The sequence below is a fragment of the Klebsiella sp. BIGb0399 genome (genome assembly GCF_003752615.1).
GTDB classification, from domain to species: Bacteria; Pseudomonadota; Gammaproteobacteria; order Enterobacterales; family Enterobacteriaceae; genus Klebsiella; species Klebsiella lignicola.
On record NZ_RKHT01000005.1, the window covers coordinates 1,340,998 to 1,365,596 of the forward strand.

17 protein-coding genes are annotated in these 24,599 nt (G+C 56.3%); 16 read left to right on the forward strand and 1 reads right to left on the reverse strand.

Features of this window, described 5'->3' with window-relative positions; genetic code table 11:
* The first annotated feature begins 41 nt into the window (after positions 1-41).
* The 6 genes from EDF82_RS06735 to EDF82_RS06760 all read left to right on the forward strand — a co-directional run bounded on the left by EDF82_RS06735 (position 42) and on the right by EDF82_RS06760 (position 14,664).
* Positions 42-3,335 carry a hypothetical protein gene (locus EDF82_RS06735; RefSeq protein WP_148060382.1) on the forward strand — a complete coding sequence of 1,098 codons (3,294 nt, stop codon included), beginning with the start codon at positions 42-44 and terminating at the stop codon, positions 3,333-3,335.
* Between the two features lie 20 nt (positions 3,336-3,355).
* The gene (locus EDF82_RS06740; protein ID WP_123754784.1) at positions 3,356-3,652 is read left to right on the forward strand and encodes a hypothetical protein; all 297 of its coding nucleotides are present in this window, start codon (positions 3,356-3,358) and stop codon (positions 3,650-3,652) included.
* Positions 3,645-4,118 (forward strand): hypothetical protein, encoded by a 474-nt coding sequence (locus EDF82_RS06745; RefSeq protein ID WP_039290979.1) that lies wholly within the window; start codon positions 3,645-3,647, stop codon positions 4,116-4,118. The genes EDF82_RS06740 and EDF82_RS06745 overlap by 8 nt, the downstream gene beginning before the upstream one ends.
* Positions 4,119-4,233: 115 nt before the next feature.
* A complete protein-coding gene (locus tag EDF82_RS06750; protein ID WP_148060383.1) occupies positions 4,234-11,178 on the forward strand; it encodes a hypothetical protein in 6,945 nt (2,314 codons plus the stop codon).
* A 16-nt stretch (positions 11,179-11,194) separates the two neighbouring features.
* Positions 11,195-13,933, forward strand: coding sequence for a glycosyltransferase (locus tag EDF82_RS06755; RefSeq protein WP_123754787.1), 2,739 nt, complete (start codon positions 11,195-11,197; stop codon positions 13,931-13,933).
* Positions 13,930-14,664 carry a hypothetical protein gene (locus EDF82_RS06760; RefSeq protein ID WP_123754788.1) on the forward strand — a complete coding sequence of 245 codons (735 nt, stop codon included), beginning with the start codon at positions 13,930-13,932 and terminating at the stop codon, positions 14,662-14,664. The genes EDF82_RS06755 and EDF82_RS06760 overlap by 4 nt, the downstream gene beginning before the upstream one ends.
* Before the next feature lie 772 nt (positions 14,665-15,436).
* Here the strand turns inward: EDF82_RS06760 and EDF82_RS06770 are convergent.
* A complete protein-coding gene (locus tag EDF82_RS06770; protein WP_123754789.1) occupies positions 15,437-16,069 on the reverse strand; it encodes a LysE family translocator in 633 nt (210 codons plus the stop codon).
* 462 nt (positions 16,070-16,531) lie between these two features.
* Between EDF82_RS06770 and EDF82_RS06775 the strand changes: the two genes are divergently transcribed.
* From EDF82_RS06775 to EDF82_RS06820, 10 genes are all read left to right on the forward strand, one after another.
* On the forward strand, positions 16,532-17,647 hold the full coding sequence (locus tag EDF82_RS06775; RefSeq protein WP_123754790.1) for a 1-propanol dehydrogenase PduQ: 1,116 nt from the start codon (positions 16,532-16,534) through the stop codon (positions 17,645-17,647).
* A 124-nt stretch (positions 17,648-17,771) separates the two neighbouring features.
* Positions 17,772-18,464 carry a phosphate propanoyltransferase gene (gene pduL / locus EDF82_RS06780; protein ID WP_123754791.1) on the forward strand — a complete coding sequence of 231 codons (693 nt, stop codon included), beginning with the start codon at positions 17,772-17,774 and terminating at the stop codon, positions 18,462-18,464.
* A 33-nt stretch (positions 18,465-18,497) separates the two neighbouring features.
* Positions 18,498-19,253 carry a hypothetical protein gene (locus EDF82_RS06785; protein ID WP_123754792.1) on the forward strand — a complete coding sequence of 252 codons (756 nt, stop codon included), beginning with the start codon at positions 18,498-18,500 and terminating at the stop codon, positions 19,251-19,253.
* Positions 19,235-19,507 carry a EutN/CcmL family microcompartment protein gene (locus EDF82_RS06790; protein WP_123754793.1) on the forward strand — a complete coding sequence of 91 codons (273 nt, stop codon included), beginning with the start codon at positions 19,235-19,237 and terminating at the stop codon, positions 19,505-19,507. The genes EDF82_RS06785 and EDF82_RS06790 overlap by 19 nt, the downstream gene beginning before the upstream one ends.
* Positions 19,508-19,526: 19 nt before the next feature.
* A complete protein-coding gene (locus tag EDF82_RS06795) occupies positions 19,527-20,036 on the forward strand; it encodes a heme-binding protein (RefSeq protein ID WP_123754794.1) in 510 nt (169 codons plus the stop codon).
* A gap of 26 nt (positions 20,037-20,062) precedes the next feature.
* Positions 20,063-21,274: a propionate kinase gene (tdcD, locus tag EDF82_RS06800; RefSeq protein WP_123754795.1), complete on the forward strand. Its 1,212-nt coding sequence runs from the start codon at positions 20,063-20,065 to the stop codon at positions 21,272-21,274.
* Positions 21,275-21,475: 201 nt separating this feature from the next.
* Positions 21,476-21,757 (forward strand): propanediol utilization system shell hexameric protein GrpH, encoded by a 282-nt coding sequence (grpH, locus tag EDF82_RS06805; protein WP_123754796.1) that lies wholly within the window; start codon positions 21,476-21,478, stop codon positions 21,755-21,757.
* Positions 21,758-21,778: 21 nt separating this feature from the next.
* On the forward strand, positions 21,779-22,564 hold the full coding sequence (gene pduB / locus EDF82_RS06810; protein WP_123754797.1) for a propanediol utilization microcompartment protein PduB: 786 nt from the start codon (positions 21,779-21,781) through the stop codon (positions 22,562-22,564).
* Positions 22,565-22,605: 41 nt separating this feature from the next.
* Positions 22,606-24,114 (forward strand): aldehyde dehydrogenase family protein, encoded by a 1,509-nt coding sequence (locus tag EDF82_RS06815; RefSeq protein WP_123754798.1) that lies wholly within the window; start codon positions 22,606-22,608, stop codon positions 24,112-24,114.
* A 25-nt stretch (positions 24,115-24,139) separates the two neighbouring features.
* Positions 24,140-24,439 carry a hypothetical protein gene (locus tag EDF82_RS06820; RefSeq protein ID WP_123754799.1) on the forward strand — a complete coding sequence of 100 codons (300 nt, stop codon included), beginning with the start codon at positions 24,140-24,142 and terminating at the stop codon, positions 24,437-24,439.
* Positions 24,440-24,599 lie beyond the last annotated feature (160 nt).

The following is a 24,599-nucleotide window of genomic DNA, read 5'->3' on the forward strand; positions in this document are numbered from 1 at the left end:
CCGCACGAAAAGGGTTTCCTCCGCTGTCAGGTTCATCTGTCGTGGCGCACAATATCCTATGGTTGACCCAACAGGACGCCATCACGGCCGCTCTCCCCTGCATTTACTCACAAAAAGTGGGGCAACTCGATGTCGTCACTAACGAATCTCAGTTTAATTGGTCAGGCTTATCCCTGACCATGCAGAGCGGATTACCGCTGGCGTTGATCGTCGAGAACGGCTATCCGTCGCTGCAGTTGAGCACCAGTAACCCCGGCGATGCCGATCTGATTGGCCTGCAGTATTATCAGGTCCCCCAGACACTGGGCTACCGTAGCGAAGGCTGGTTGGTCAATATCTGGCTGGATGGCCCCGCGGCCGGCAGCTTTAATTTCTCCGTGGGCTTAAACATCCCACAATTGCTGAGCAACTTTGGCGGGGATTTTCATTACGTACCCGGTACGCAACTGAATAAGACGCTTGCTTATCCACTCTACGACCCCACGCCGTTCCAGCCCGGAAGTTACTGCGCGTTTGAGATCTGGCTTAATCCGCTGCTGCCACGCCAGACCAGCGCCACACGCTTTCAACTCGACACGACGGGGAGGATCGGAAAAATCAGCTGGCAAAACCAGGCCTCTCTGCTGAAATCTGATTATTTCTACGCCAACGACGGGGCAACGCTGCGGTTTCAGCCTGTCGATCCGTGGGCCTCGGAGACACCCGCCCCCGATACCGTCGGGGCAGGATTTGCATTCTCATGGCGCCCTGTCGTCTCATCCCCCCCTTCCCCCGGAGAACTCTATCTCTCTCCGATCGGTGATTACCGGGTGACACGAGTCCAGTCCCCGTCAACCACCATCACGTTACAGGTCATGCCTGGGCTGTTTACCCGCGAATATTTTCGCATTAACAGCGACGACATCCTTCGATTTGTGGCCGATCAACCTGCACGAGCGGGGGCCTTTTCGCTCCAGCTCACGCCGGATGCTCTCGCCCATGATGCCAGGGCTATTCTCGACGCGACCTATACAACCTCGTGGGCGCAGTGGTATTCCCTGCCCGCCGAGGCGCGATATTACGGCCAGCCAGCTTCCGCCCCTTTTTTCGGTGATATTGCCGGGGCCGCATTTCCAATAGCTATTGATGTCCTGCTGGAAACATTCACCACCAGCGTGCTATTCCCCTGGGTTCCCTATGGCGGACTTGATGAAAGCCTGGCCGGGAGCGGAACCGATCTTATGCGTTTTGAGGCGACGGTCATCGGCGCCGTGCGCCACGGAATGCTAACTGAACAGTCTGGCGGGCCGATTTTCATGCCGCAAAACACAACCGAAGCCGACCCAGGATTACGCAGCGCCACCACGCCACAAAGCTTATTATTTAATATCGATGAACAGGGCAGCTTGCGCAGCCTGACGCTGTCAATGGAAGAGGCTCACTCTGCCGCCAGCCCGCCTGAGCCACAGAGCTTCCTGCGTTTTTCATCGAAAGGTTCACCGTCACGCGTGCCAACCGACCTGGCATTGACCCTGACGCAAAATCAGCTCTTTTATGTCGTCACCGTGCCGGGAGATGACTGGGCTTTTGACAGCACGACATGGCTCGGCGGCTTCCAGTTCAATATGGGCTTTGGCGAACAGGATCCCAGCACCTCTGAGCATCAAACGATTATGGTGTTTAAATTCAACACCACCGCCACGCTGGCAGAGCTGTGTCAACAACACACGCTGTGGACCGGCGCGCAACGTTACAACACTGACCCCGCCAAAGTGTCAGGCTCGTTAATAGAGGCCATCGACTTCGCCCGCAGCCAGGCTCATGCGCCAGACAACCCGTTTGAAAACTTCAACCGCATAGTGAATGACTGTGCCTGGACCGGCGTGCTGTTTTTCAACGCGGCCATCAATGGCAACGGAATGCCGCCAGACCTGCAAATGCTGCTCGGCGGTATCAACGGGGGTCTGAGAGCCCACCATGTTGGTATCCAGGGCAATATGTTTGATCACCGCGCATCTCCTGCCCAGCTGGATATCAAAAAGTCATCGCTTTTTGGCGTGATTTTTTATGACGAAAACAGCTCGCCACCCAGCCCTGCGGTGCAACAGGAGGTGGTTGACTATGAAGTGGAAACGTTAATTGTCGTGTTCAGCCACTCGGCTGTAGCACAATTCAATACCACCGTAGGTTTGACGCTGAACCAACTGTTCAGCCGCAATGTTGCCTTGCGCTCTCACCCCTCGCCTGCGACGGCGAGCAACCCTAATACACTGAGCATTAAAGGGAAATACCAGACCACCAGTGACGGCGTCGGCAGGGTGGTGTTTACCAGTGATAATGGCTTTATCTACGACATCGTTCCAGCCAGTAATGACGCCACCTACGTGGTGAAAACTATCCGGTTTGACAATGCCTCGATGGTACCGGTGAGCAGCACGCCGAGCGGCAGTCCGACCATGGGGACATGCGTCAAAGCTCAGTTTGCGCTTGGCGGGCAATTGTGGTTCAACGCCACCCCCTTCCCCATCAGCGGTGAACTGGATCTTTTTTCCTACGGGCAGGAGAACACCGGCCTGCCTATTTCGGGACTGACAACCCACATTGAGTTCACGCTAGATGCTGCCGGCAACTGTATTTCTGACAGTAAAAAAGTCACCCTGGATATGAGCACGCTGAACGTGCAGCCAAAAAATGAGGCTATCCGCCCCGACAGCCTGCTTTACAGCATCCCGCTAAAGTTTTCGCGTTTCCTGAGCGCAACCGACGGCAAGCCGCTCAACGCCAGCGCGCTGGGGGCGACAACCGTCAATATTCTGCAACTGGAAGGCCATCTGCCCACTGCTGGCGCATTGCCACCTCCCGCTTCACCCGAGCCACCGCGACCCGCCGCCACCCTGCCGGTCTCCTACGCCACCAGCTCCGCTCGATATGGCCTGGAATATGACATGCAGCTCGGCTCATTGGGCGCGCTAGGGGCCAACGCCCGTCTTAACGCCAAGGTCATCCTTGGCTGGGGGCCTTCAGCGACGGTGCCGGATAACGACGCGGCTGCGTTGTTTGTTCAACTCCCACAGCTCTCGGCAGGTGCAGGCGGTTTCGAACTCGAAGGGATCCTGAAGACCACGTTCGGTGCAGCAAATCTGTTGAAAGTGGATCTCAAAGATAAACAGCAGACGGTGTACGCCTTTCTGTTCAATAACATTCAGCTCAGCGTCTTCGGCTATCGCTTCCCACCTGGCGTACTGATTGATTTTCTGGTGTTCGCTGGGGCCGTAACGCCGGGACAAAAAGTCGCAACCAATACCAATAATCTGGCCTGGTTTCTCAGTGCGCAGCCGCAGAAAAAAAGCCCATGAGTGGAAAGAAGGAGGCAGCGATGAAGTTAACATCCCACGTCGTCAACGACGTGATGAGTTGGTTAAACCAGAAATACGGCCTCGCTTTACCGCTGTTGCCGCTGGCTGGCTGGAGCCGTTCGGTGGTCGCCCTATGGCAAAAAGCAGTCAATAAATTGCCCGATGACACGCCGCTACCGCAAAGCATTGACGTCGAGGGCGACTGGCAGCCGCTTTCAGGCAGCCGTTTTACCGTGACTCAGATTCGGATTGTCATTCGCCAGTCCGATACAACCGGCAGTACCCCTTCAACCACAAGAGGAACGCAAGATGACTAGATTGGCGGTGGTGGGTTCTCCTCCCACAAATCCTATTACGGTAGCGATCAGCAGCTCCTTTCTTATCAACGGGCAGTCGGTGGCGATCAGCAGCCAGGATATCGATAACGTCAAGAAAGGGATTAACTTCCAGCTCGCGCAGCCGGTGACGCTGGGCAGTATCAATAACTTTCTCGACTGGCTAAAAGACACCTTTGGCGTGCCGCTGACCTCGAAGGATCTGGGGGATATGATCAACAAGCTCCCGGACTCGCCGCTGGTCATCAAAAACATCAAAGATGCGCTAAACGGCATTCTGGCTGCCGCCATCACGATAACCGTGCTGTCGGTCAATACTGCCAGCGGCGAGTACCGCTTTGGCGTCACCATGACGCCCCAGACTCCCATCAACATCCTCAATGTGTTGAGCCTGGAGACCATCGGCGTGGAAATCGGTTCAGTAGAAACTGTGCCGACTAGCCCGTAAGCCGAGGTTTGGTCGTTCTGACTTGCAGAGAATCTAATCCCCACATCCACTCACTGATGGGCCGATCATGACTGATATCATTCTAAAAATTACAGGGAGCGCCTTTAAGGTGCCTATGGACGTCGCACTGCGGGTGGCTGGCGGGCCGGTCTCGTTTTCGCTTAGTACCGTCGAGCCTATCTGCCTGAATGATATTTGGGATCTGTTCAGTAGTCAGTTGAAAACAGTGATTGGAACGGGCTTGCCAGAGATCCCCCCAGGACCATGGCAGCAGATAATGCGCGTGGGGATTATTCCCTCGCTGTGGGTCACACCAGATCGCAACACTGGCAATACAAGCTCGTTTTTACAGCTCACGCTTGCAGAAGAACTGCACCTCGGCACTCACTACAACGCAGGACCTTTTGACATCACGATTGAACCGGATATAACGATTCTCGGCCTGATGATCGGCTATGACGGCGCAGGCGACGGCCTGACGGTAAAAGCACGCATCAAAACCACGGTCAGCAGCGGTAATACACTGCTCGCAACGGGCAGCCCGACACCAGAAAAAAGCAAAGAGCAACTGGTGAATTTCCCCTTCCCGTTGCCCGCCCAGAACTCTATCTCCTCGTTCGAGTTGAACTATCTTGGGATTGGCCAGCGAGTTGGTCCTACGGTGAAGCTTCCTGCCAGCGGCAACCCGATGGAGATCATTTTTAATCAGTTGGAAACCCAACTGGTGGGTAGCGATCCTGAAACCATTATTACCGAGCTGGCAAAAACATTTTACCAACCGGATCGCGATTGGTTTATCGCAGCGGATATGCGTTTGCGCGAACTGCGCCTGCGGATGCTGTTTAACGATCCCGCGATGTACGGCCTCGAAATTAGCATTCCGATGACCAGCCCGCCGTCGTTTTTCAGCGGCCTGCTGTTTGAAATCCTCTACCAAAAACTGGGGCCTAATCTGGGGGTCTACTACGGTGCGCTGAGCCTGCCTTATGGTATGAGACGGATTCCGCTGGAGGGATTTATTCTCATCCTGCCCGGTTTTTCCGCCTGGATTTATACCAATGGCGACTTTCGCATTAACGTCGGCTGGCCGGTCACGCCGAATAACGCGATAGGCGTTTCCTTCGATATTCTTACCGGCTGGGCCGGGTTCTATTTTGCCAAATTACGCAGTGGCGATAACCCCGGCGCGCTGCCAAGCGTCAACTACAACCCTATCCTTGAATTTGGTATCGGCGTCGCGGTCACGGCCGGGATCAGTATCAATGCCGGGCCTCTCAGCGCCAGCCTGGAAGTCAATCTCTCAGCCAGTTTCCAGGGTCTGCTGGCATGGAAAGCCAGCGGTAGCTCGATAGCCAATAAGCCGGATCACTACTGGTTCGCCGGCAGCGCATCGATTTCCGTCGTGCTGCAGGGCTGTGTCGATTTGGCTATCATCAAAGCCTCTGTGCTGGTCAGTTTCAGCGTCAGCGCTGGCGTTGCCTTTGAATGCGGTTATCAAACGATAATCCCGATTGCCGCTTCGGTAAAAGTCAGCGTATCGCTGAAAGTAGTGTTCTTTACTATCCATCTTTCTTTCCACACAACTGTCCATCACACGTTTCATATCGGCAAAGGCTCTCCTGCCTCGCTCAACGGTCCTCTTGCGCCAGGACTAAGTCCATTATCAAACAACTCGCAGGAATGGCAGGCGTTGTTCTCACGTGCTAAATCTCTGGCCGCGCTGCAACGTTCCCAACTGATCGATACGCTTCGCCCGCTGCACGACGTCCGGGAACCTCCGCGCTTTCGTGCCACACCGGCGCCGTGGATGCGCTGGCAGGCCGATGACATAACGCAGGTTGAGCTTGAGGTAATTTTTGTTTTACAGCCTACTGTTGTGTGGCAGGCGCAACACCCGCCCGTCGTCAATCTGATTGCCACGCTGGTGATGGATTGCCCTTCGCCAGACCAGCCACCGCTGGCTTCTCCCGCGATCGCCAGCGGTTACGAAGAGATGATCATTCGCCTGGTGAAGTGGCTGCTGACTTTCGCGCCGGATAACGGCGGAGATCGGCCGCTGTCAGTCACGCTGCAACAGGTGGCCGATATGCTCGGTAACGGCAGTGCGCAGCCTGGCCCGGAGTTTGGCGGCAGGAATGGGTTCCTTGACAAACTGAACGCCTTTTTTGCCTCTAGCCTGCGCTTTGTCCTCCGCGGGCTGGGTTCCGGAGAAGCGCCCTTTGATACGGCGGCTATGCTGCCAATGTTTGACGCATTGCATCTGCAGGCCAGCGGCATAGACATTGATTTCTCCCGCTTCAATCTGACCCCGAATAACTACACGGAAGCGGTAAAAATCTATTTTGATAATGTCGGTCTGGTAGGACCATCCGTCCCGGATGGCAAGCAGAAGGCCAGCCTGCGGGCATCAGATACCCCGCCCGACGGCCCAAGTATGGCCAGCTATTTGTTCGGCGATTATTTCCTGATGATTGCGCGCTACACCCTCTCGACCCTGATTGAAGATGCAAAGCAGTACGAAAAGCAGCAGGATACCGCACTCCGCCGCTGGGCCAAACGTGCGACATTGGCCGGGATGGATGCGCAAAATCCGCTAATCACTCAGGATGCGCAGGATCTCGCCTGGCTCACAGATAATCCCACAAAAGAACTTAGCGAACTGCTCGACAAACTGGCGTACTGGAGCATCGCCGGGTTTGGTTCACGCTATTTGATGTCCGGCCTGCAACTTCCCGATCCGTCTCACATTCCGCCCATAGTAACGCCAGACAACATAACCAGTCTGCCAACCTCTTCGCTGTATGTTCTTTCCGGGCAACAGTTTGCCGTCAGCGGCAGCCCGCAAGATGCGCAGGCCACGCTCAGCTTCACTCCCGGCCTGGAGGTCGACTGGTTACGTTTTGGGAATGGAAGCCCACAGAACGCCACAGCTCAGTTTACGGTGCCTGCCGCGTTACCGGATAACCCCGACCCTCACTGGATTTTTGACGCCGCACCTGCGTCACCCGCGCCGGTCGCCCCCGGTACATTGCTGATTCAACCCTTGCCCGGCGCTATCGCGGCCCCGCTCGGGTATCAACTGAAAAACAGCCTGGCCTGGCAGAGCCCGGACGCCCTGCGCACGCTGTTTATTTTCCCCCAGCCTCTGCTTAACCGCCTTCAGTCGCTGGCGGGTGGCACCTTACGCCTGGTACCTGAAGCCAGCAGTTACGATGATGATACGGACGATGCGCCAGTCAATGCATTTGGCTCGCTGCAAATCCGCCTGTCGCTGACGCAGGTGGCCACGCCCCAGGGCAAAACGCCAGGCTCGCCCTCTTCACCAGACCATGCTAAGACCGCGCCGATCTATCAATTGAACGGCACCGATGAAACAACCCGCGAGCTTATTTATCAGGCACTACAAAACGCCGATCTTTCCCACGCATCACTGCGACTGCTCTACCTGCCACCGGGTAAATCTGAATGGGTATCAGACACGCTTTCGCCGGATGTGCTGCTGGCGAAAATGAACCTGTCGACCCTGAATCAGGTCGCGCAGGTTAGCCTGATGCATACGATGATGCGGGCCACGTTTACCTCCGATAGCGATACCGCACGCCTGAGTAACGTAGAGAATTTCCTGCAGCTCGTCTGGGAACTAAGCGTCGTGCGGGCGCCAGGTTATTACCTTTATTACCAGACTGCCGATGGACAGGGATTACCGGATTCGCTGTTCGCGGATACCGCGGCGTCAAACCGTTCACCCAATGATCCAAACCAGCAGGCCGTGGACGGCACTTCCTCCGGCACTGCCGATTTTATGATAGTCGTCGATTTTGACACCCAGCCTGCCAATGCGCTGGTGCTAGCGTCATACCACAACAGCCTCTGGATAACGGCACAGCACGATCTCGCTGCCCTGAACTGCCGGGCGTATGACAGTGCCGGAACGCCGCTGTATGTCTGGCAATCCACGCTTGCACCAGGAAATATTGGCTTTACCGCCAGCTGGACCCCGGCTGGCGATACCTCTCCGACGGCAACAATCCCGGTGCATCATCTTTACCATTTGCTGCAGTACCGTATTACTGAAGCCAGCCCGCAGTGGCGTGGTTCGGTGTGGAGCCTGCCGGTTGGCCCGACGGAAAACGGCGAAACCACTTCGCCGGCGGCCACATGGCAGCTTCAACAGCAGGTGCCACTTCTGCCGTTCAGCGCGCTTCCTGGCACAAATCCTTATGCGCTTATCGGCCAGACGGTGAATCTGGCATTTCGTCTGTGTGATATGTATGGCAACCCGCTGACCGAAGGGCACAATGACAGCTTTACGCCGCTCTACAGTGACCCACTGATCGCGCTGGGAGAATGGCCTGGGTTGCAGAGCACTTTCTTCTTTGTGCCGGACACCACACAAAGCGCCTGTCTGCAAATCCGGCTGGCCTTTAACCCGGATATCGTTGACAGCGTGGCATCTCCAGGCAGCGACCCACGTGAACAGTGGCGCCGAATGGGGGATAAATACCGCCGCATTTGCCAGCAGCTGACGGACAGTGGAACCCAATATGCCCTGACCTGTAGCCTGCTTCAGGGGGGAGTACCGGGTGATTTGCAAAGTCCGTTACTGACGGCAGCACAACAGATTCTTGACTATATAAATGCCCAGGCTACAGGCAGCCCGGCGCATTACTCACCCGACGGCGAAATGCAGTGGTCGCTGGATTTCACGATTCCGTTTACCCTGCTGGCCCAGCAGGAACACGACATCGTGGCGATTGGCGTCAGCGCCCGCGCCTGGCGCGATCCCGCTCGCGTTGACAGCAATGTTTCGCAAAAGCTGCCGCAGATCATAGAGGTTACCTACCCACTACTGGCACAGCTCTCACCCGAGGCCAGTCCACAACATGATGGCGGAAATATCACGCCCTTTGCCCGCAGTTTCGAACAGGCTTTCTGCAACATTGACGGTAAGGGAGGCCAGCTCAAACTGGCGCAGCGCGCCGGGGTCCAGGTCGGAAGTAGCGGCGATGCCTCCCAGGAGCTGTGGTCGGTCCGCTTCGCCAGCAGCCTCGGATTCACTGTGCAATTCGCCAACGATCCACGCTATTTTGCGCTGCGTCCCCTTAATACCAGCCCACGTAACAGCCTCGTTGACGGCGTTCAGTACAACAACGTCGATATGGATGCCTGGGCAAAAAGCTTCTTCAACGCCTTTGATACCGTGATGTCTCCACAGATGGGCGTGGCGATTGCCAGGCTTGATGCAGCCAGTTACAACCAGCTGATGCATGCAAAGCAGCTGCTGGCAAAATCTATTCCTTCCGGGCTGGTGTCGGTGCTGCAAAAAGATATCGACAACGGTGGCGATGTTAGTGTCGCGCAGAAAAGGCTGGAGCAGGCGCTGCTGGAAAACCTGTCGAGTGCTTACATGGTGTCGACGGTTGTCCAGTTCCCAGCCGAGGTTGAGGTTAATGGGAGCGCCGATGACACCAGTCCCCAGAAAGCCCCGCAGCTGTATGGCATTCTGCAACAGCCTGCGGCAGGTTCACCGCTTCAGGCGGGCGATAGCAACAATCTGTATCAGTTTACGCCAGTGACGCTGGATCTGACTTCCGGCACGCAATGGGCCACCAGCCTGCTGACAGTTGCGAAACCGGGCGATCAATCCTTTATTTCGCTCCCACTGGAATACCAGGTCAGCTATCTGCAGCACGATTTTGCCGTGAGTGAGGAGCAGCAAGGTTACATCCCCAGTACCTGGCTAAAATTCGTACTCCCGGAAACCACACAGCTCACGATGCCGATCACCGATCTCACCTCGCCTCCAGGCAGGGTTGATATCCCCATTCCGCTGCCGTTTGAGCCTCCCTTGCCGGTATTAGCTTCACAGCAGGGTCTGGGCGTCGCGATGCATTCCCCCGCCGGTAGCCCTGGTTCACTGGCTGATGAAATCGCCCAGGCGTTGCAGTGGTGTTACCAGACTCAGCTTTCGCTGGATCTGCAGGATCAGGATGATTTCTATTTTGACGTCGAACGTAACGTACTGGCCCGGCAGCCGCTGAAGCTTAACAGCCATCAGCAAACCGGCCCGATCCTGGATGGCCTTTTCGCCGCTCTGGCACATTTTACCGAGGCCTGGCCTGCCCTGGCACCAAAGCTGGATAGCCTGTTGCAGTTGTCCAGTAGCTCTGGCTCTCCCGCCCCGGATGCCGACGCGATTCTGCAGGAGTTCTGCAAGTTGACCAGCGGCATTGCCACCAACTGGCCAACGAACTGGTATCAGCCTATGTCACTGATGGCAAATGTGCGTGAAATCGATCACTTTTGCCTCAGTTTCAGCGATAAAACGCTGCAGCTCCGTGGCCGCACTGATGACGGCGGGCAAAATCCGGCTATCTGGCCCACGCTGCAACTGGCGGGGAATGTCCAGTGGGCACCAGACCGTAGCAAAGCCACAAAACAGGGTGAGTGGTGGCAAATCAACTGCACGTTAAAACAGCGACCGGACTTCACCACTACGGTGCTGCGCTGGGAACCTCTGGCTATTCTCACCTGCCAGAGCATCCAGTTCTCCGCCTGGAGCGTTCGCAACGACGAATTGTTGAGTGACGAAAAAACAAACACTTTATTTATCTATCAAACCGATACGCTGCGTTTTCCCGACGTGATGATTCCCCTGATTGAACGGGATAGCCTGCCAGCGGTTCACGCCGGGGCAATTAGCCTCGGCGTACTGCAACAGATGATTCAGCAGCTCATCACGCCGCTAACCAAAGTGGGTAATCTGGGCATCGATCCGGTGATTAATTTGCAGGTGAACTATGCCTGGCCATTGCGTCCCGGCTCGGACCTTCTGGTGGAGTCCCCGGTCCTGATGATCAACGCTCTGGAGATAAATAATACGTCACCGCAGCCTCTTGCCGACCAGATAGCAGCGGAAGTCTGGCAATGGTATCAGCATGCCGCGCTGCAGGCCTCAACGGCGGCCAGGATGTCCTTCTCCCTGACCCTGTTTGGCTCCGTCGGCGACCAGCAATTACCGCTGGTGCAAATCAACAATATCCCCGTGATTTTTGACTGAGAAACAAGGAAAGCCGATGGAAAGTGCCCAGTCGCTAGTTCAACCGCCCACCTTGCCGGCAAATTTCGCGGACTATTATCAGCGCCACGCCGGCGAAACTATATTGGTGTGCGGCTGCGGTAACTCACTCAACCAGTTGCACGACGCGGAGCACTACCTGACCATTGGCGTAAACGACATTAGCCGTAAATTTCATCCGGATTACCTGGTCGTGCTCAACTCACGCCATCAGTTCACCCCCGAGCGCTTTGCGCATATCGAGCAATCGCAGGCGAAAGTGATATTCAGCCATCTTGCACTGGATATTGCGCATCCGGTGATGGTGCGTTTCATGCTGGGGCAATACGGCGGCGTGGAGATCAACGACCGTCATTCGTTGCCTTACACCCGTAACTCCACCTACGTTGCGGCGTGCCTGGCAATGTTCATGGGCGCTAAACGCATCGGTTTTATCGGCATGGATTTCACCGACCACCACTTCTTCGCACAAACGGGGCGTCACTCGCTCAGCCATGAACTGCCGAGAATCCGCCAGGAATACGCCCGGCTGGTTGATGCCGCCGCACGCCATGGTGTGGAGGTGGTTAACCTCAGCCAGCACAGCGCTGTCGAAACCTTGCCGTACCAGTCGCTTTCCGCTTTCGGCCGCCAGGCGAAAAGCACTAAATCCCTGAATATCGTCTCTTATGCCACCACGCCAGTTGTCGGAGTGCCAAAACTGTTGAGCGAATGCATCGAACATTACACCCCGCATCGGTGCCGCACCGTATGGGCGACAAACCACTATGGGAATGGCGTGCGGTTTGAGCGTGAAGTGGAGTGGGAAAAACAGCCGGATATTGCCTGCGCCCTGCTGGAGGCAGCCGATCTGCTGATCGTGCATAACGGTTTTACCGCGCCGCAGCACAAGGCATTGCTGGCGAATAAACCGGTGATCACCCTCGCCCATAATTACATCAGCAATGTCGATCGACAATTTGTCGCGCGCGGCATGCCCGGGCTGGTGGTAGCGCAATATCAGGCCTCGCTGGAAGAGTTCGCACAGTGGCGGGCGGTACCGAACCCGATGCCACTGTGCAATCCGCTCTTTGACGATGCCGAGAAAGAGGCCACGGTGACCATTGCTTACACGCCGAGTGTGAAACATGACGAGTACCCGGCCAATCATCGTTTGTACTGGCACGGCAAAGGTTACCAACGAACAATGGCTATCCTGACGCGACTGGCACAGCGCTATCCACTTCGCCTACTGACGCTGGAAGCCGGGCAGGTCGATTTTACACAATCGATGGAGATGAAACGGCGCGCGCATATCGTTATCGATGAGTGTGTCACCGGCAGCTACCATCGCAACAGCCTGGAAGGCCTGGCGGCAGGTGCTGTGGTGGTCAATGGTTTAGGGCTGAAACCCGATATTGCCGCCGTTTTACAGCAGTGTGCCCCTGACGCCAGCTCCCCTTTTGTTTGCGCCAGCCTGGATACGCTGGAAAATATCCTCAGCGAGCTGATAACACTTGGCCCCCAGCTCCTGCGCGAGCGCGGCTTGCAAAACCGGGCCTGGCTACAACAACACTGGGATTTTGCCGAGCAATGGCCGCAATTCTGGTTACCGGCGATACAGGCGCTGTTGGGTAACACACCACCTTCTCTGCATCCACGGGCGCCGCTACTTCGTAACACGTCCACCGTGCCACATCTGGCGACGCCCGCAGAGCTCGATGATGGTGTGAGCATTATAGTGCCGTTCGCCGGAAAACCCCGGATAGCGGCATTGCAATGTATGCTGGCTGGGCTTAAACAGCAGCCTGACGTGCGCCGCGTGCTGGTTGTCGAATTGGATAACCAGCCTCATGCGCAGGCCGTTGCGACGAAGCTTGCCGACGACTACCTGTTCGCCTGTACATCATCGCCATTTAGCAAAGCGCGGGCTCTGAATATCGCCTTACCTTTTGTGCATACCCGCTACCTATTGTGGCTGGATGCGGATTTACTGCTGCCGCAAGATTTTATCCGCCTGGCCTGGCAGGAGTGCGAGGCGCGGCAACTCGACTGCCTGATCCCCTGGAGTACGATCAATTTCCTCGGCGAAGAAGAGAGCCTGCAGGTGCAGGCTGAACAACGTCGACCAGAAACCTGTTCGCCGGTGTTCCAGCAACGCAGTGGCGCACAGGGAGGAGCCGTGCTGGCACGGACCGATTTTGTCCTCCGCCACGGCGGTATGGATGAAACGTTTGTGGGTTGGGGGGGAGAGGATAATGCCTGGTTCCACAAGGCCAGCGTGCTGGGCACGGCGGCCTTCACCCGCGACACAGGGCGCCCACTCTGGCATCTTTATCATCCCCTGAGTGCCGGTTACTGTCGCCAGCAAGAACATATTGCCGCCAACCCACACTACGCGCAGAACGTCCAGCGGTTGCAACAACTCCGTACGGTTCACCATGGCACAGCTTTTAGTCAACACTTCCCGCCACCCGCAAAATACTCGGCCCCCTGGGACGGTAGCGTGACGATGGTTTGTCCGGTAGAGCACTCCGTGCTCGCGCAGCAGCTTCATGCAATGTATGGCGAAGCGCTGCGCGTGGTGACACAGCCGGAGCAACTGGCGATTAGCCCTGCTTTATCCTCCCCAGATACTGCACCCGATATTCTCGTTAAGCAGGTGATCAAAGCCATTTGCACTCATCATGCACAACGTGCCGCCAGCCCTACGACTGGCACTTTCCCCGAAACCTCAGTCACAGGAGCAACACGATGAATACCCGGTACCTTTTGCCTGCCAGCATCGCCGCACTGCTGTTTGCCTCTGTCAGTAACAGCTATGCCGATGATTTCTCTCAGGCAGCCGCCAAAATAGACAAAATTAAACCCAATATTCCTTACTCCACCTTTTGCTCCGCCACGCCCAAAGGTGAGGATAAAATGGCCTGTCAGATAGCCAGTATCCCTACGATTGCCCTGCTGGTTTGCCAGAATACCGACTATGACGGCAAGAGTTGCAACACGTTGATTAATGAGGAAGTCAGCAACCTGACAAAGGTGAAACAATCCGGGCTGGCGACGGTCGATTTTCGCCCCAGCCTGCTGACACCGCTCAACTGTGCCACTGAAAAGGCCAAAACCTGTACAGGTTACCTGGCCAGCTGGGTAAGCCAGGGTAAATTCGTCAACCTGGATGACGCTATCGAGGCAGGCACCATTGCGCAGGTAGCTGATGAGATAAAAAGTAATACCTCAGCAAAAGGGCTGGCAGCCACCCGCTCGGACCTGAAAAAAATTGCCAGTTTCATGACGCCAGGGGCGGATAAATACAGCCGCATTTGCGATCTGCAGGGCTTTTACCTGCGCAGCGGCGGTTTTTTGATTAATGATGTTCCGACCCTGTATGTCAAAACCACTCCCGCTCCGGCATGCTGGGATGGGATGCCTGACTGGCAAAAATCGCTGGACGGCATTAACCAGTTGGTAAAACTCTTGAATGAGAAGTGATCCCTGCCCCCGGCTAGCACATTTTGCTGAACGGGCATTACACCTTCCAGGGCAACAATGAAATTATTGACTTGGATGCACTGGTTGCGGGGCTGAAACTGGGGTGGGATATATCTGAGCCTAATGGTTTTCCCCGCAATCGGTCAGAGAGATCGCCCCGCACCACATTCTTAAGAGATTTCAGGATACGGCTAAACAAGGAGCACCAGCCGTTGCCATGAAAGCCCGGCGCACCGTTTCTCATCCGTTTTCGGCCTGGCAGCCGTCACAGTGCCTTTGGCGGCCTCCGGCCGGAACAATTTGAACACGAAAACCTCACTTAGGGCGGTGTCCCCATTACGTGGGTAGGATCACCTTTCGTTTAAGACTTAGCGCGGCGAATCTACGGCCTTTGCATTACGCAATGTGAGCCAACTTCAAAATGAGTACCAATAAAGAATCATATTAATTAAATCATTATAATCAATACATTATGATTTAAATAACGGTTCAACGTCTGATTTCCCTTCCGGCAACGGGACATCTCCGGGTGTTCTGTTAATCACGCCTGAAACATAAAATCCACGCCATGGCGTGGATTTTATGTTGCATCGCATCTCAGATGACATCGTTAAAGCGCAGCTAAAGTTGAGTACTCCAGTGAGTTCAATAACGGCAGAAGCGACAGACGCAGAATGACTTGCATAGCCAGTCTCTCAAAGTAAAAGCCAACAACAAAAAAGTGGATGCAAACCTAAGCCCCTTTCCGGGAGGCTTTAAGCGCCGACGGTTTTCAGGCCTGCCGCCGGTACAGTGCAAGCCCGGTAGCCATGCAGGCCAGCGTTGCCGCACTGATACGATTCATCCATGTCAGATAGCGGACTGACAGGTAACGTGCGGCGTAATAGCCAGCCATGGCGTAGCACGCCATAATAACGACATCAATCATAACGGTCAGCAATGCAAAAGAGACATACTGGGGTATAGCAGGTTGTGTCATGTCCAGAAATTGCGGCAGAAATGCGCCAAAAAATAACAGTCCCTTGGGGTTAGACAGCGCGGCAAACAGGCTCCGGATAAATGCTGAGTTTCCGCACGTGATATGAGGATGAGCAGCGTTTACTTCCGTAGAAAGTCGAGATGAAACCTTTGCCCGGAAAAGAGATACGGCCAACCACAGGAGATAAATCACCCCCACCCATTTGACCACGCTGAAAAGTGTTTCCGATGCCACCATGACGGCTCCGAGGCCAAGCGCGGCAGCGCCGATCAGTATGATATCTGAACATGCAGCCCCCAGTATTCCCATGCTAATCACTTTTACCCTCCTGGTTGTCCCGTTTGAAAGCGCCAGCAGCATGGTAGGCCCCGGAATAATGGTGACGGCCAGAGAGGAAACAGCGTAGAAAATCAGTGTGTTTATCATATGGACTCCTTGTCCCAAAGAGGGGGGTTGCACTACAGCAAAAGGTTCTACTTTAATGCTTGTACTATTAAGCTAGTTTTATGGAACGGATTGCCAAAATACCACAGAATACCGAAACAGGTGACGTGATATTTTTCCATATTGATTTAATGACGGAGTGATAGCGGATGATTCATTTATCAGGTCTAGAAAAAGACCGGAAATGATAAATTATTTAACGAGATCAAATACAATACCGTTCTCTTTGCTGACGACTTTGGCAATATTTCTGCACTATCAAAGATGAGTTATCCGGCGTGTTTCCCTCGCACCCCACTGCATTATTTTGTCCATCGCCCTTCACCACCGCAACTTAATCCTGCCGGTGCACAAGCATAGCCAGCGTCGTCGCCTACCCGCCATGACACAATCATGCTCTCTCTTTAACCCCGAAATCCACATAAGGGATAAGGTAATCGAAAGATGGCGAGCTACTTCTTTTCTCTTCCTGACATCTATTTTGGTGACGACGCGATCCACACATTGCAGCGCCTGAACCATAAAAATGTGGCCATTGTGACCGACAGTTTTATGGTGACATCCGGTAAAACACGCTACCTGATTAATGAAATGCCGCAGGCCAGCGTCTCGATTTTCAGCGACGTCAAACCCGATCCCAGCGTGGAGATCCTGCAGGCTGGCGCCACCCAGTTTAAAAGCTTTAAGCCCGACGTCATCATCGCCCTGGGCGGCGGCTCTTCTCTGGATGCCGCCAAAGGCATTAAGGTGACGCTGGAAGAGTACCTGCCCGGCCACGCCATCGAGCTTATCGCCATTCCGACCACCAGCGGTTCCGGTTCTGAAGTGACCGCCTATGCCATTATCTCCGACCCGCAAAACGGCCGTAAATATCCTCTGTTCGCCGAAGCTCTGGTCCCGGACTGCGCCATTCTCGACCCGAATCTGGTGCTGTCCGTTCCCCGTCAGGTTGCCGTAGATACCGGCATGGACGTACTGACCCACGCCATCGAGGCGCTGGTATCCACCGGGGCAAATGACTTTAGCGACGCGCTCGCCGAAAAAGCCATTGCGCTGGTCTGGCAACACCTGCCCGAGGTGTTTGACGATGAGCACAATATTGCGGCGCGGGGCCATATGCACAACGCCTCCTGCATGGCCGGCATGGCGTTTAACTCGGCAGGACTGGGCTTAGTGCACGGCATGGCGCACGCCATCGGCGGGATGTTGCATATTGCGCACGGCAAAATTAACGCCATGCTGCTGCCCCTCATTATTGAACACAACACCCGACACGCCCCGCGTGCGCGGATGAGATACCTGAAATGCGCCGCCATCATGGGTATCCACGGCGAAACGCCAGACCACACCCTGTGGGCGCTGACAGCCAGCATCCGCGAGATGAATCAGCGGTTTGGTATTCCCTCCACGCTGCAGGCGCTGGGCAACGCACCAGCGGAGGTTGAATCTCTGCGTCAGGCGCTGATCGCCGCCACCCTGGCGGACGGGTGCACGCTCACTAATCCCTGTCGCCCCAGTGCCGCGGATGTCGACCGTCTGCTGAGCGCCATCGCCAGCTAAATCTGGACAAGATTGTCCTGCCTGCGACGGACCGTCAAAAAAGTCCTGCGTAACCGCAAAAAGGCCAGCGCGGGACTGAATATGCTGGTACCGCTCTTTTCATCACTTTCAGGTTGTTGACGCTATGAATGACACCCAGCAGCAAGCCGAATGGATCGCCCGTGAAATCCTTCAGGAACTTAAGACCCGTGGCCCGGGCGCAATACGCGGTGAATACCGCACCGCCCCGACGTTGAGCATCCCCGTTGGCATCTCGAACCGCCACGTTCACCTGAGCCGGGAAGATATGGACGTCCTGTTTGGCTATGGTTCCACCCTCACCCGCATGAAAGCGGTCAAACAGCCGGGCCAGTATGCCGCCGAAGAGACGGTGACGCTGCGCGGGCCTAAAGGAGAGCTCACGAAGGTGCGGGTCCTTGGCCCATTGCGCAGCGCCACCCAGATTGAAATCTCCGTCTCCGACAGCTTCACCCTCGGCGTCAAGGCGCCGGTCAGAATGTCTGGCGATCTGCAGGACTCGCCGGGGATCGAGATTATCGGCCCGCGTGGACGGGTCAGCAAAACCGACGGCGCCATTGTCGCCTGGCGACACATTCATATTTCACCTGCCGAGGCCGAACAGCACGCCCTGCGCGACGGCATGGAAATTGACGTGCGTATCGACGGCTATCGCGGCGGGATTCTCAGCCACGTGGTGGTCCGGGTAAGCGCCGATGCGGTACTGGAAATGCATGTTGATGTTGAAGAGGCCAACGGCTTTGGCTTACGCAACGGCGATTGCGTCACACGCGCCGTCATGGAACGCCATCATGACTGACCGCGCCATGCCCGGTTGCTGAGGAGGATCACCATGGATGCACAGCAACTCTCGCAGCACCTCGACAGCCTGATTGCCGACATGCTGGCTCAACGCCGGCGGCGGCTACAGACCCACGATAAGGTCATGCGGGTGGTCGTCAGCGGGGAGGATCTCACCGCGCTCCCAACGACGCTGGATTGCCTGACGGCGCTGGACCGCAGCGGCTATCTGCTGGTCATGACCTTTTCCCATAGCGCCATGCAGGCGTCGCTGCCCTCATCCTGTCTGGCGGCGCTGGCGCGTCGTGGCGTCGACGCGCTGTGCGACAACCGGGACCCCGGGCAAACGGAAGCCGCGTTCTCCGGCCTGTATCTGCCTTCGTTGTCCAGCAACAGTCTGAGCAAAATCGCGTTAGGTATTCGTGATAACCGGGTGTGCCGCTGGGCGTTTCACGCCCTGAGCCGGAATACCCCGACCATCGTCACGCTCAATGCCGAGTGCCGGGACGACGGCACCAGCCTGCTCCCGCCGGCCTTACGGGCACGGCTGGCCAGTTACGTCGCCACGCTCGGGGAGTACGGCATCACGGTGATTGGCCGCCCCATGGCGAAGCGCGAGCCCGGCCCTGCAATGCCGGCCGGTAAAGCGCTGCTCACGCTCAGCGATGTGCGCCAGCATCCCACCGGCGCGGTGCTGTCCATCGGACCGCGGACGCTTATCACTCCCGCCGCGCGCGATGCTATTCGCGACCGGGGCATTGTCATTGCGCAGGAACCGCAGGAGGAAATATGTATCTGGCAAAAGTAACCGGGGCGCTGGTTTCAACCACCAAACATGCCTCGCTCAACGGCGCGAAATTACTGATTGTCGCCCGCCTGGATGAACACTATCAGCCCACCGGCACGGCACAGGTCGCCGTCGACTTTGTCGGCGCGGGAAATGGCGAAACGGTGATCGTCACCACCGGCAGCTCCGCGCGGATGACCACCAGCAAAGAGCATTCCGTCATTGATGCCGCCGTGGTCGGTATCGTCGACTCGCTCGATCTGAACGCCCTGTAAGCGCCACGGAGGAGACACCATGCGCCCCACCCCGGATGCCGATCTCGATCGCTGTATCAATGAGGCGATTACCCGTCAGTTAACCTCGCCTCCGGCCTCGCTGAGCCTGACGGATGCGGCCTCTCTGGCCCGCTATGCCGAAGCCGCCGCGAACGAGCTGCACGTGCCCATCGTTTTCAGCCTGGTGGATGCCCACGGCCTGCAGCGTTACTTCTTTAGTCAGGATAACGCTCTGCTGATCAGCCATACCCTGGCGACGCAAAAGGCGTGGAGCGCGGTCGCTCTCAGAATGCCGACCCAGCAGCTCGCGGGCGACGTACAGCCCGGTGCCAGCCTGTATGGTCTGCAGCACGCGCAAGGTCTCTGCTGCGTTGGCGGTGGGCTGCCCTGCTGGTCGGGTGGCGTCTTGCTCGGCGCTATCGGGATCAGCGGTGGGAGCGTCGAGGAAGACATGACAATTGCCACCCAGACCCTGGCGCGTTTTAGCCGCGAGCGGTTTTCACTCACACCATTCAATGAATCTTTCTAAACAACACAGCTACAGCAGGGGTCTTTATGTCGTCAGCGTCACTGGTTCTGGTTATCAACTGTGGGTCATCGTCCCTTAAGTTTTCCGTTATTCCGCGCAACCAGCACACCCCGGTGCTCTCCGGGATCGCGGAGAAGCTCGGTCTACAGGACGCCAGCATCACCTTTAAAGATGCGGCGGGAAATAAAACCAGCGAGGCGCTTCAGGGCGCCAGCCATAACTGCGCGCTGCAAGCGCTGTTCGTCCGGCTCGACGCGCTGGCGCTGCTGCCGGATGTGGGCGCCATCGGCCATCGGGTGGCACACGGCGGGAGTGATTTCAAGCACTCGGTGCGCCTGACGCCGACGGTCATCGAGCGGATCCGCGAACTATCGGCGCTGGCACCGCTGCACAATCCAGCCAACCTGATAGGGATTGAGGCGGCGATGGCGCTGCTCCCCGAACTGCCGCAGGTTGCGGTATTTGATACCGCCTTTCATCAGACGCTGCCGCCGGAAGCCTACACCTACGCCATTCCGTTGACCTATTTACAGCAGCTGCAGGTCAGGCGCTACGGCTTTCATGGCACGTCTCACCGCTTTATCGCCGCCGAAGCCGTCGAGCGCCTGGGACTGGATCCCACTGACCACGGCATTCTGATCGCCCATCTCGGCAATGGCTCGTCGGTCTGCGCGGTCAAAAACGGCCACAGCGTGGATACCTCGATGGGCATGACGCCGCTCGAGGGCCTGGTGATGGGAACCCGCTGCGGCGACCTGGATTTAGGCGCCGCGGCCTATATCGCCCGCTGCACCGGACAGACAATCGAATCGCTGTACAACATGGTCAATAACGAAGCCGGACTGTTTGGCCTCTCGGGTCTTTCCAGCGATTGCCGCACGTTACAGGAGGCCCGCAGCCACGGCGATCCCCGGGCAACCCTGGCGATTGATGTCATGGTTCACCGTCTTGCCCGCCATCTTGGCGCCCATCTTGCCTCCCTGCATCGCTTCGACGCCCTGATCTTTACCGGCGGTATCGGGGAAAACTCAGCGCTGGTGCGCGAGCTGACCGCCAAGCGGCTGGCGATCTTTGGGGTGCAGCTCGACCCGGACAGCAATGTGCAAATGTTCGGCGGCCGGCAGGGGATCATTTCGCGCCCGGAGTCGCCGGTTGTCGCGGTGATCCCCACCAATGAAGAGCAGATGATTGCGCAAGATGCGGCGGCGCTCGCCCCGCAGCTGGAAGGCGCCGCCTGAGCGTTTTCCGTCCTTGTCATTCGGGGAGGATTTTATTGTCCAGCCGAAAAGCGGAAAACAAGAAAGTCTCTCTGACGGGCAAAACATTTTGTCCATCGCGCAATAACATCGTAGTGCATGAATTTATTAAGTCGATGAACTCAACCGCTGCGGTTATTTCATGACTTACTTTTACTCTCACCTGGAAATATTGAGGTCGTTATGCAACAAGAAGCATTAGGTATGGTTGAAACAAAAGGTCTGGTATCCGCAATTGAAGCCGCAGATACCATGGTGAAATCCGCCAACGTGACCCTGGTTGGTTATGAAAAAATTGGTTCTGGCCTGGTGACCGTAATGGTTCGCGGCGACGTCGGAGCAGTAAAAGCGGCCACGGATGCAGGCTCAGCGGCAGCCACTAAAGTGGGTGAACTGGTCTCCGTACACGTTATTCCACGCCCGCATATCGAAGTGGAAAAAATCCTGCCGAAAGCGATCAGTTAATAAAGCCAGAGGATACCGACTATGAGAGATAATCTTGTTGAGCAGATTATATCTGAAGTAATGCACCAGCAGACTGATGATCGCGCAAATAACAAAACGGCGGCCAGCTTTATTGGCTGCGGTTTAACCGAATTTGTCGGGACCGCCCTCGGGCATACCATTGGATTAGTTATTGCCAATGTCGATCATCAATTACATGAAGTTATGAACATCGACAAGAAATATCGCTCAATCGGTATTCTTGGCGCCCGTACCGGGGCCGGCCCGCATATCTTTGCGGCGGATGAAGCCATTAAAGCCACCAACAGCGAAATTCTGTCGATTGAGCTGGCTCGCGATACCGAGGGTGGCGGTGGACATGGCTGCCTGATCGTTTTCGGCGCCTCCGATGTCTCCGATGTACGCCGCGCGGTGGAAGTCGCCCTGGGCGAAATTCAGCGCACCATGGGCGACGTTTATGGCTCCCCGGCCGGTCATCTGGAGTTCCAGTACACCGCCCGCGCCAGCAACGCCCTGAACAAAGCTTTCGGTGCCCCGATAGGCAAATCCTTCGGGATGACCTGCGCGTCACCGGCGGCGATTGGCATCGTGGTGGCCGATGCGGCGGCAAAAGCGGCGGTTATCGAGCCGGTGGGCTACGCCAGTCCGGCGCACGGCACCAGCTTCAGTAACGAAGTGATCTTCACCTTTGCCGGTGATTCCGGCGCGGTACGCCAGGCGGTGATTGCCGCCCGGGACGTCGGAAAACAACTGCTGGCCACGCTCGACCCGGCCCCCATCACATCAACCACCACGCCGTACATTTGACGGTGGCAGTCACGAGCGAAGCGAAGTAAGGAAGATACAGCATGAACGATCTTGATATTACTCAGGCCGTCTCCCGCGTGCTGAGTAAATACACCAAAACGACCGCGCCGGACCCTGAGCCACGCGCCACGACAGCCGCATCGACGCTCGAAAGCAGCAACATCGATGCGATTGTCGCCAGCGTGCTCGCCAGCCGTAGCGAAACTGCCAACGTTGTCGACAGTGCCTCAGGAGACGGTGTTTTTGCCACCATGGATGCCGCAATTGCCGCAGCGCAGCAGGCGTACATTCAGTATCGCCACTGCTCAATGCAGGATCGCGCCGGCTTTGTTAATGGTATTCGCCAGTTTTTCCTGCAGGAAGAGATCCTGCATACTCTCTCTACCATGGCGGTAGCAGAAACCGGAATGGGAAATTATGCCGACAAGCTGGTGAAAAACCGCGTGGCCGCGCAAAAAACCCCGGGGATTGAAGACCTCACCACCGCGGCGATCAGCGGCGACGGCGGTCTGACATTAACCGAATATTCCGCCTATGGCGTGATTGGCTCGATCACCCCGACCACCAATCCGACCGAAACCATCATCAACAACACCATCGGGATGCTGGCGGCAGGCAACGCCGTGGTATTTAGCCCACACCCGCGTTCACGTCAGGTGTCGCTGCACTGCGTCACGTTAATTAATCAGCAACTGGCTCGCCTCGGCGCGCCCGCCAATCTGGTGGTAACGGTCGCCAACCCGTCGATTGACAACACCAATGCCTTAATCGGCGATCCGCGTATCAACATGCTGGTCGCCACCGGCGGGCCGGGAATCGTGAAAACCGTGATGTCATCCGGCAAGAAAGCGATTGGCGCTGGTGCAGGCAATCCCCCTGTCGTGGTGGATGAAACCGCCAATATCGAAAAAGCCGCCCGGGACATCATCAACGGCTGCAGCTTCGACAACAACCTACCCTGCGTGGCGGAAAAAGAGGTCATTGTCGTCAATGAGGTGGCGGACTATCTCATTCACTGCATGAAAAAAAGCGGCGCCTGGCTGCTGTGCGACAAGCAGCATATTCAGCAACTGCAGACGCTGGTGCTGAATGAAAAAGGCAATGGCCCGAGCACCGCATTTGTCGGGAAAGATGCGCGCTACATTCTGCAGCAAATCGGCATCAGCGTACCGGAAGAGATCAAAGTTATCCTGATGGAAACCGAGCGCGATCACCCCTTCGTCGTGCATGAATTAATGATGCCGGTGTTGCCGGTGGTGCGGGTTGAAAACGTCGATGAAGCCATCGACCTGGCGGTAAAAGTTGAACATGGTCATCGCCACACGGCCATGATGCACTCCACCAACGTCGAAAAACTGACCAAAATGGCGCGACTGATCCAGACCACTATTTTTGTCAAAAACGGCCCGTCCTACGCCGGGTTAGGCGTCGGCGGTGAAGGTCACGCGACCTTTACCATCGCCGGCCCCACCGGTGAAGGTCTGACTTCGGCCCGCTCATACGCCAGGCACCGCCGCTGTGTGATGGTTGAAGCGCTCAATATTCGTTGACGGACGCAGGATGGCTGACTCGATCATGAAAAAACGCATTATCAACGCGCCCACGCCGGAAACGCTCGCCATGCTCAAAAGGCGTATGCCTTCGGAAGCGCGCAACCGGCTGGAAGGCCTGCGCATTGACGCCATCGGGTTGATGATGTTGCCAGTACCGGACCTCTATTTTTACGCCGACCTGGCAAGTAAAAGTGCACATGTGGCGGTATCGGAGATCTTTGGCAGCTGTCCGCAACATATTACGACGCTGGCGCTATTTGGCGAAATCGCCGCGGTAAATGAAGCCATGCGTATTATTGAGGATGACGACAGTCCTTTCTGAGCGTTTATTTAACCGGCAACAAGATTATCGATTAACTCACGTACCCGGCACTACCGTCAGGTAAACAAAATTCAGATGTGGTTATTAACCACGCGTATACCACATGGCTTTCAAGATGCAGCCAACACCCCTGCTCGTTGAAAGACAACAGGTATATATC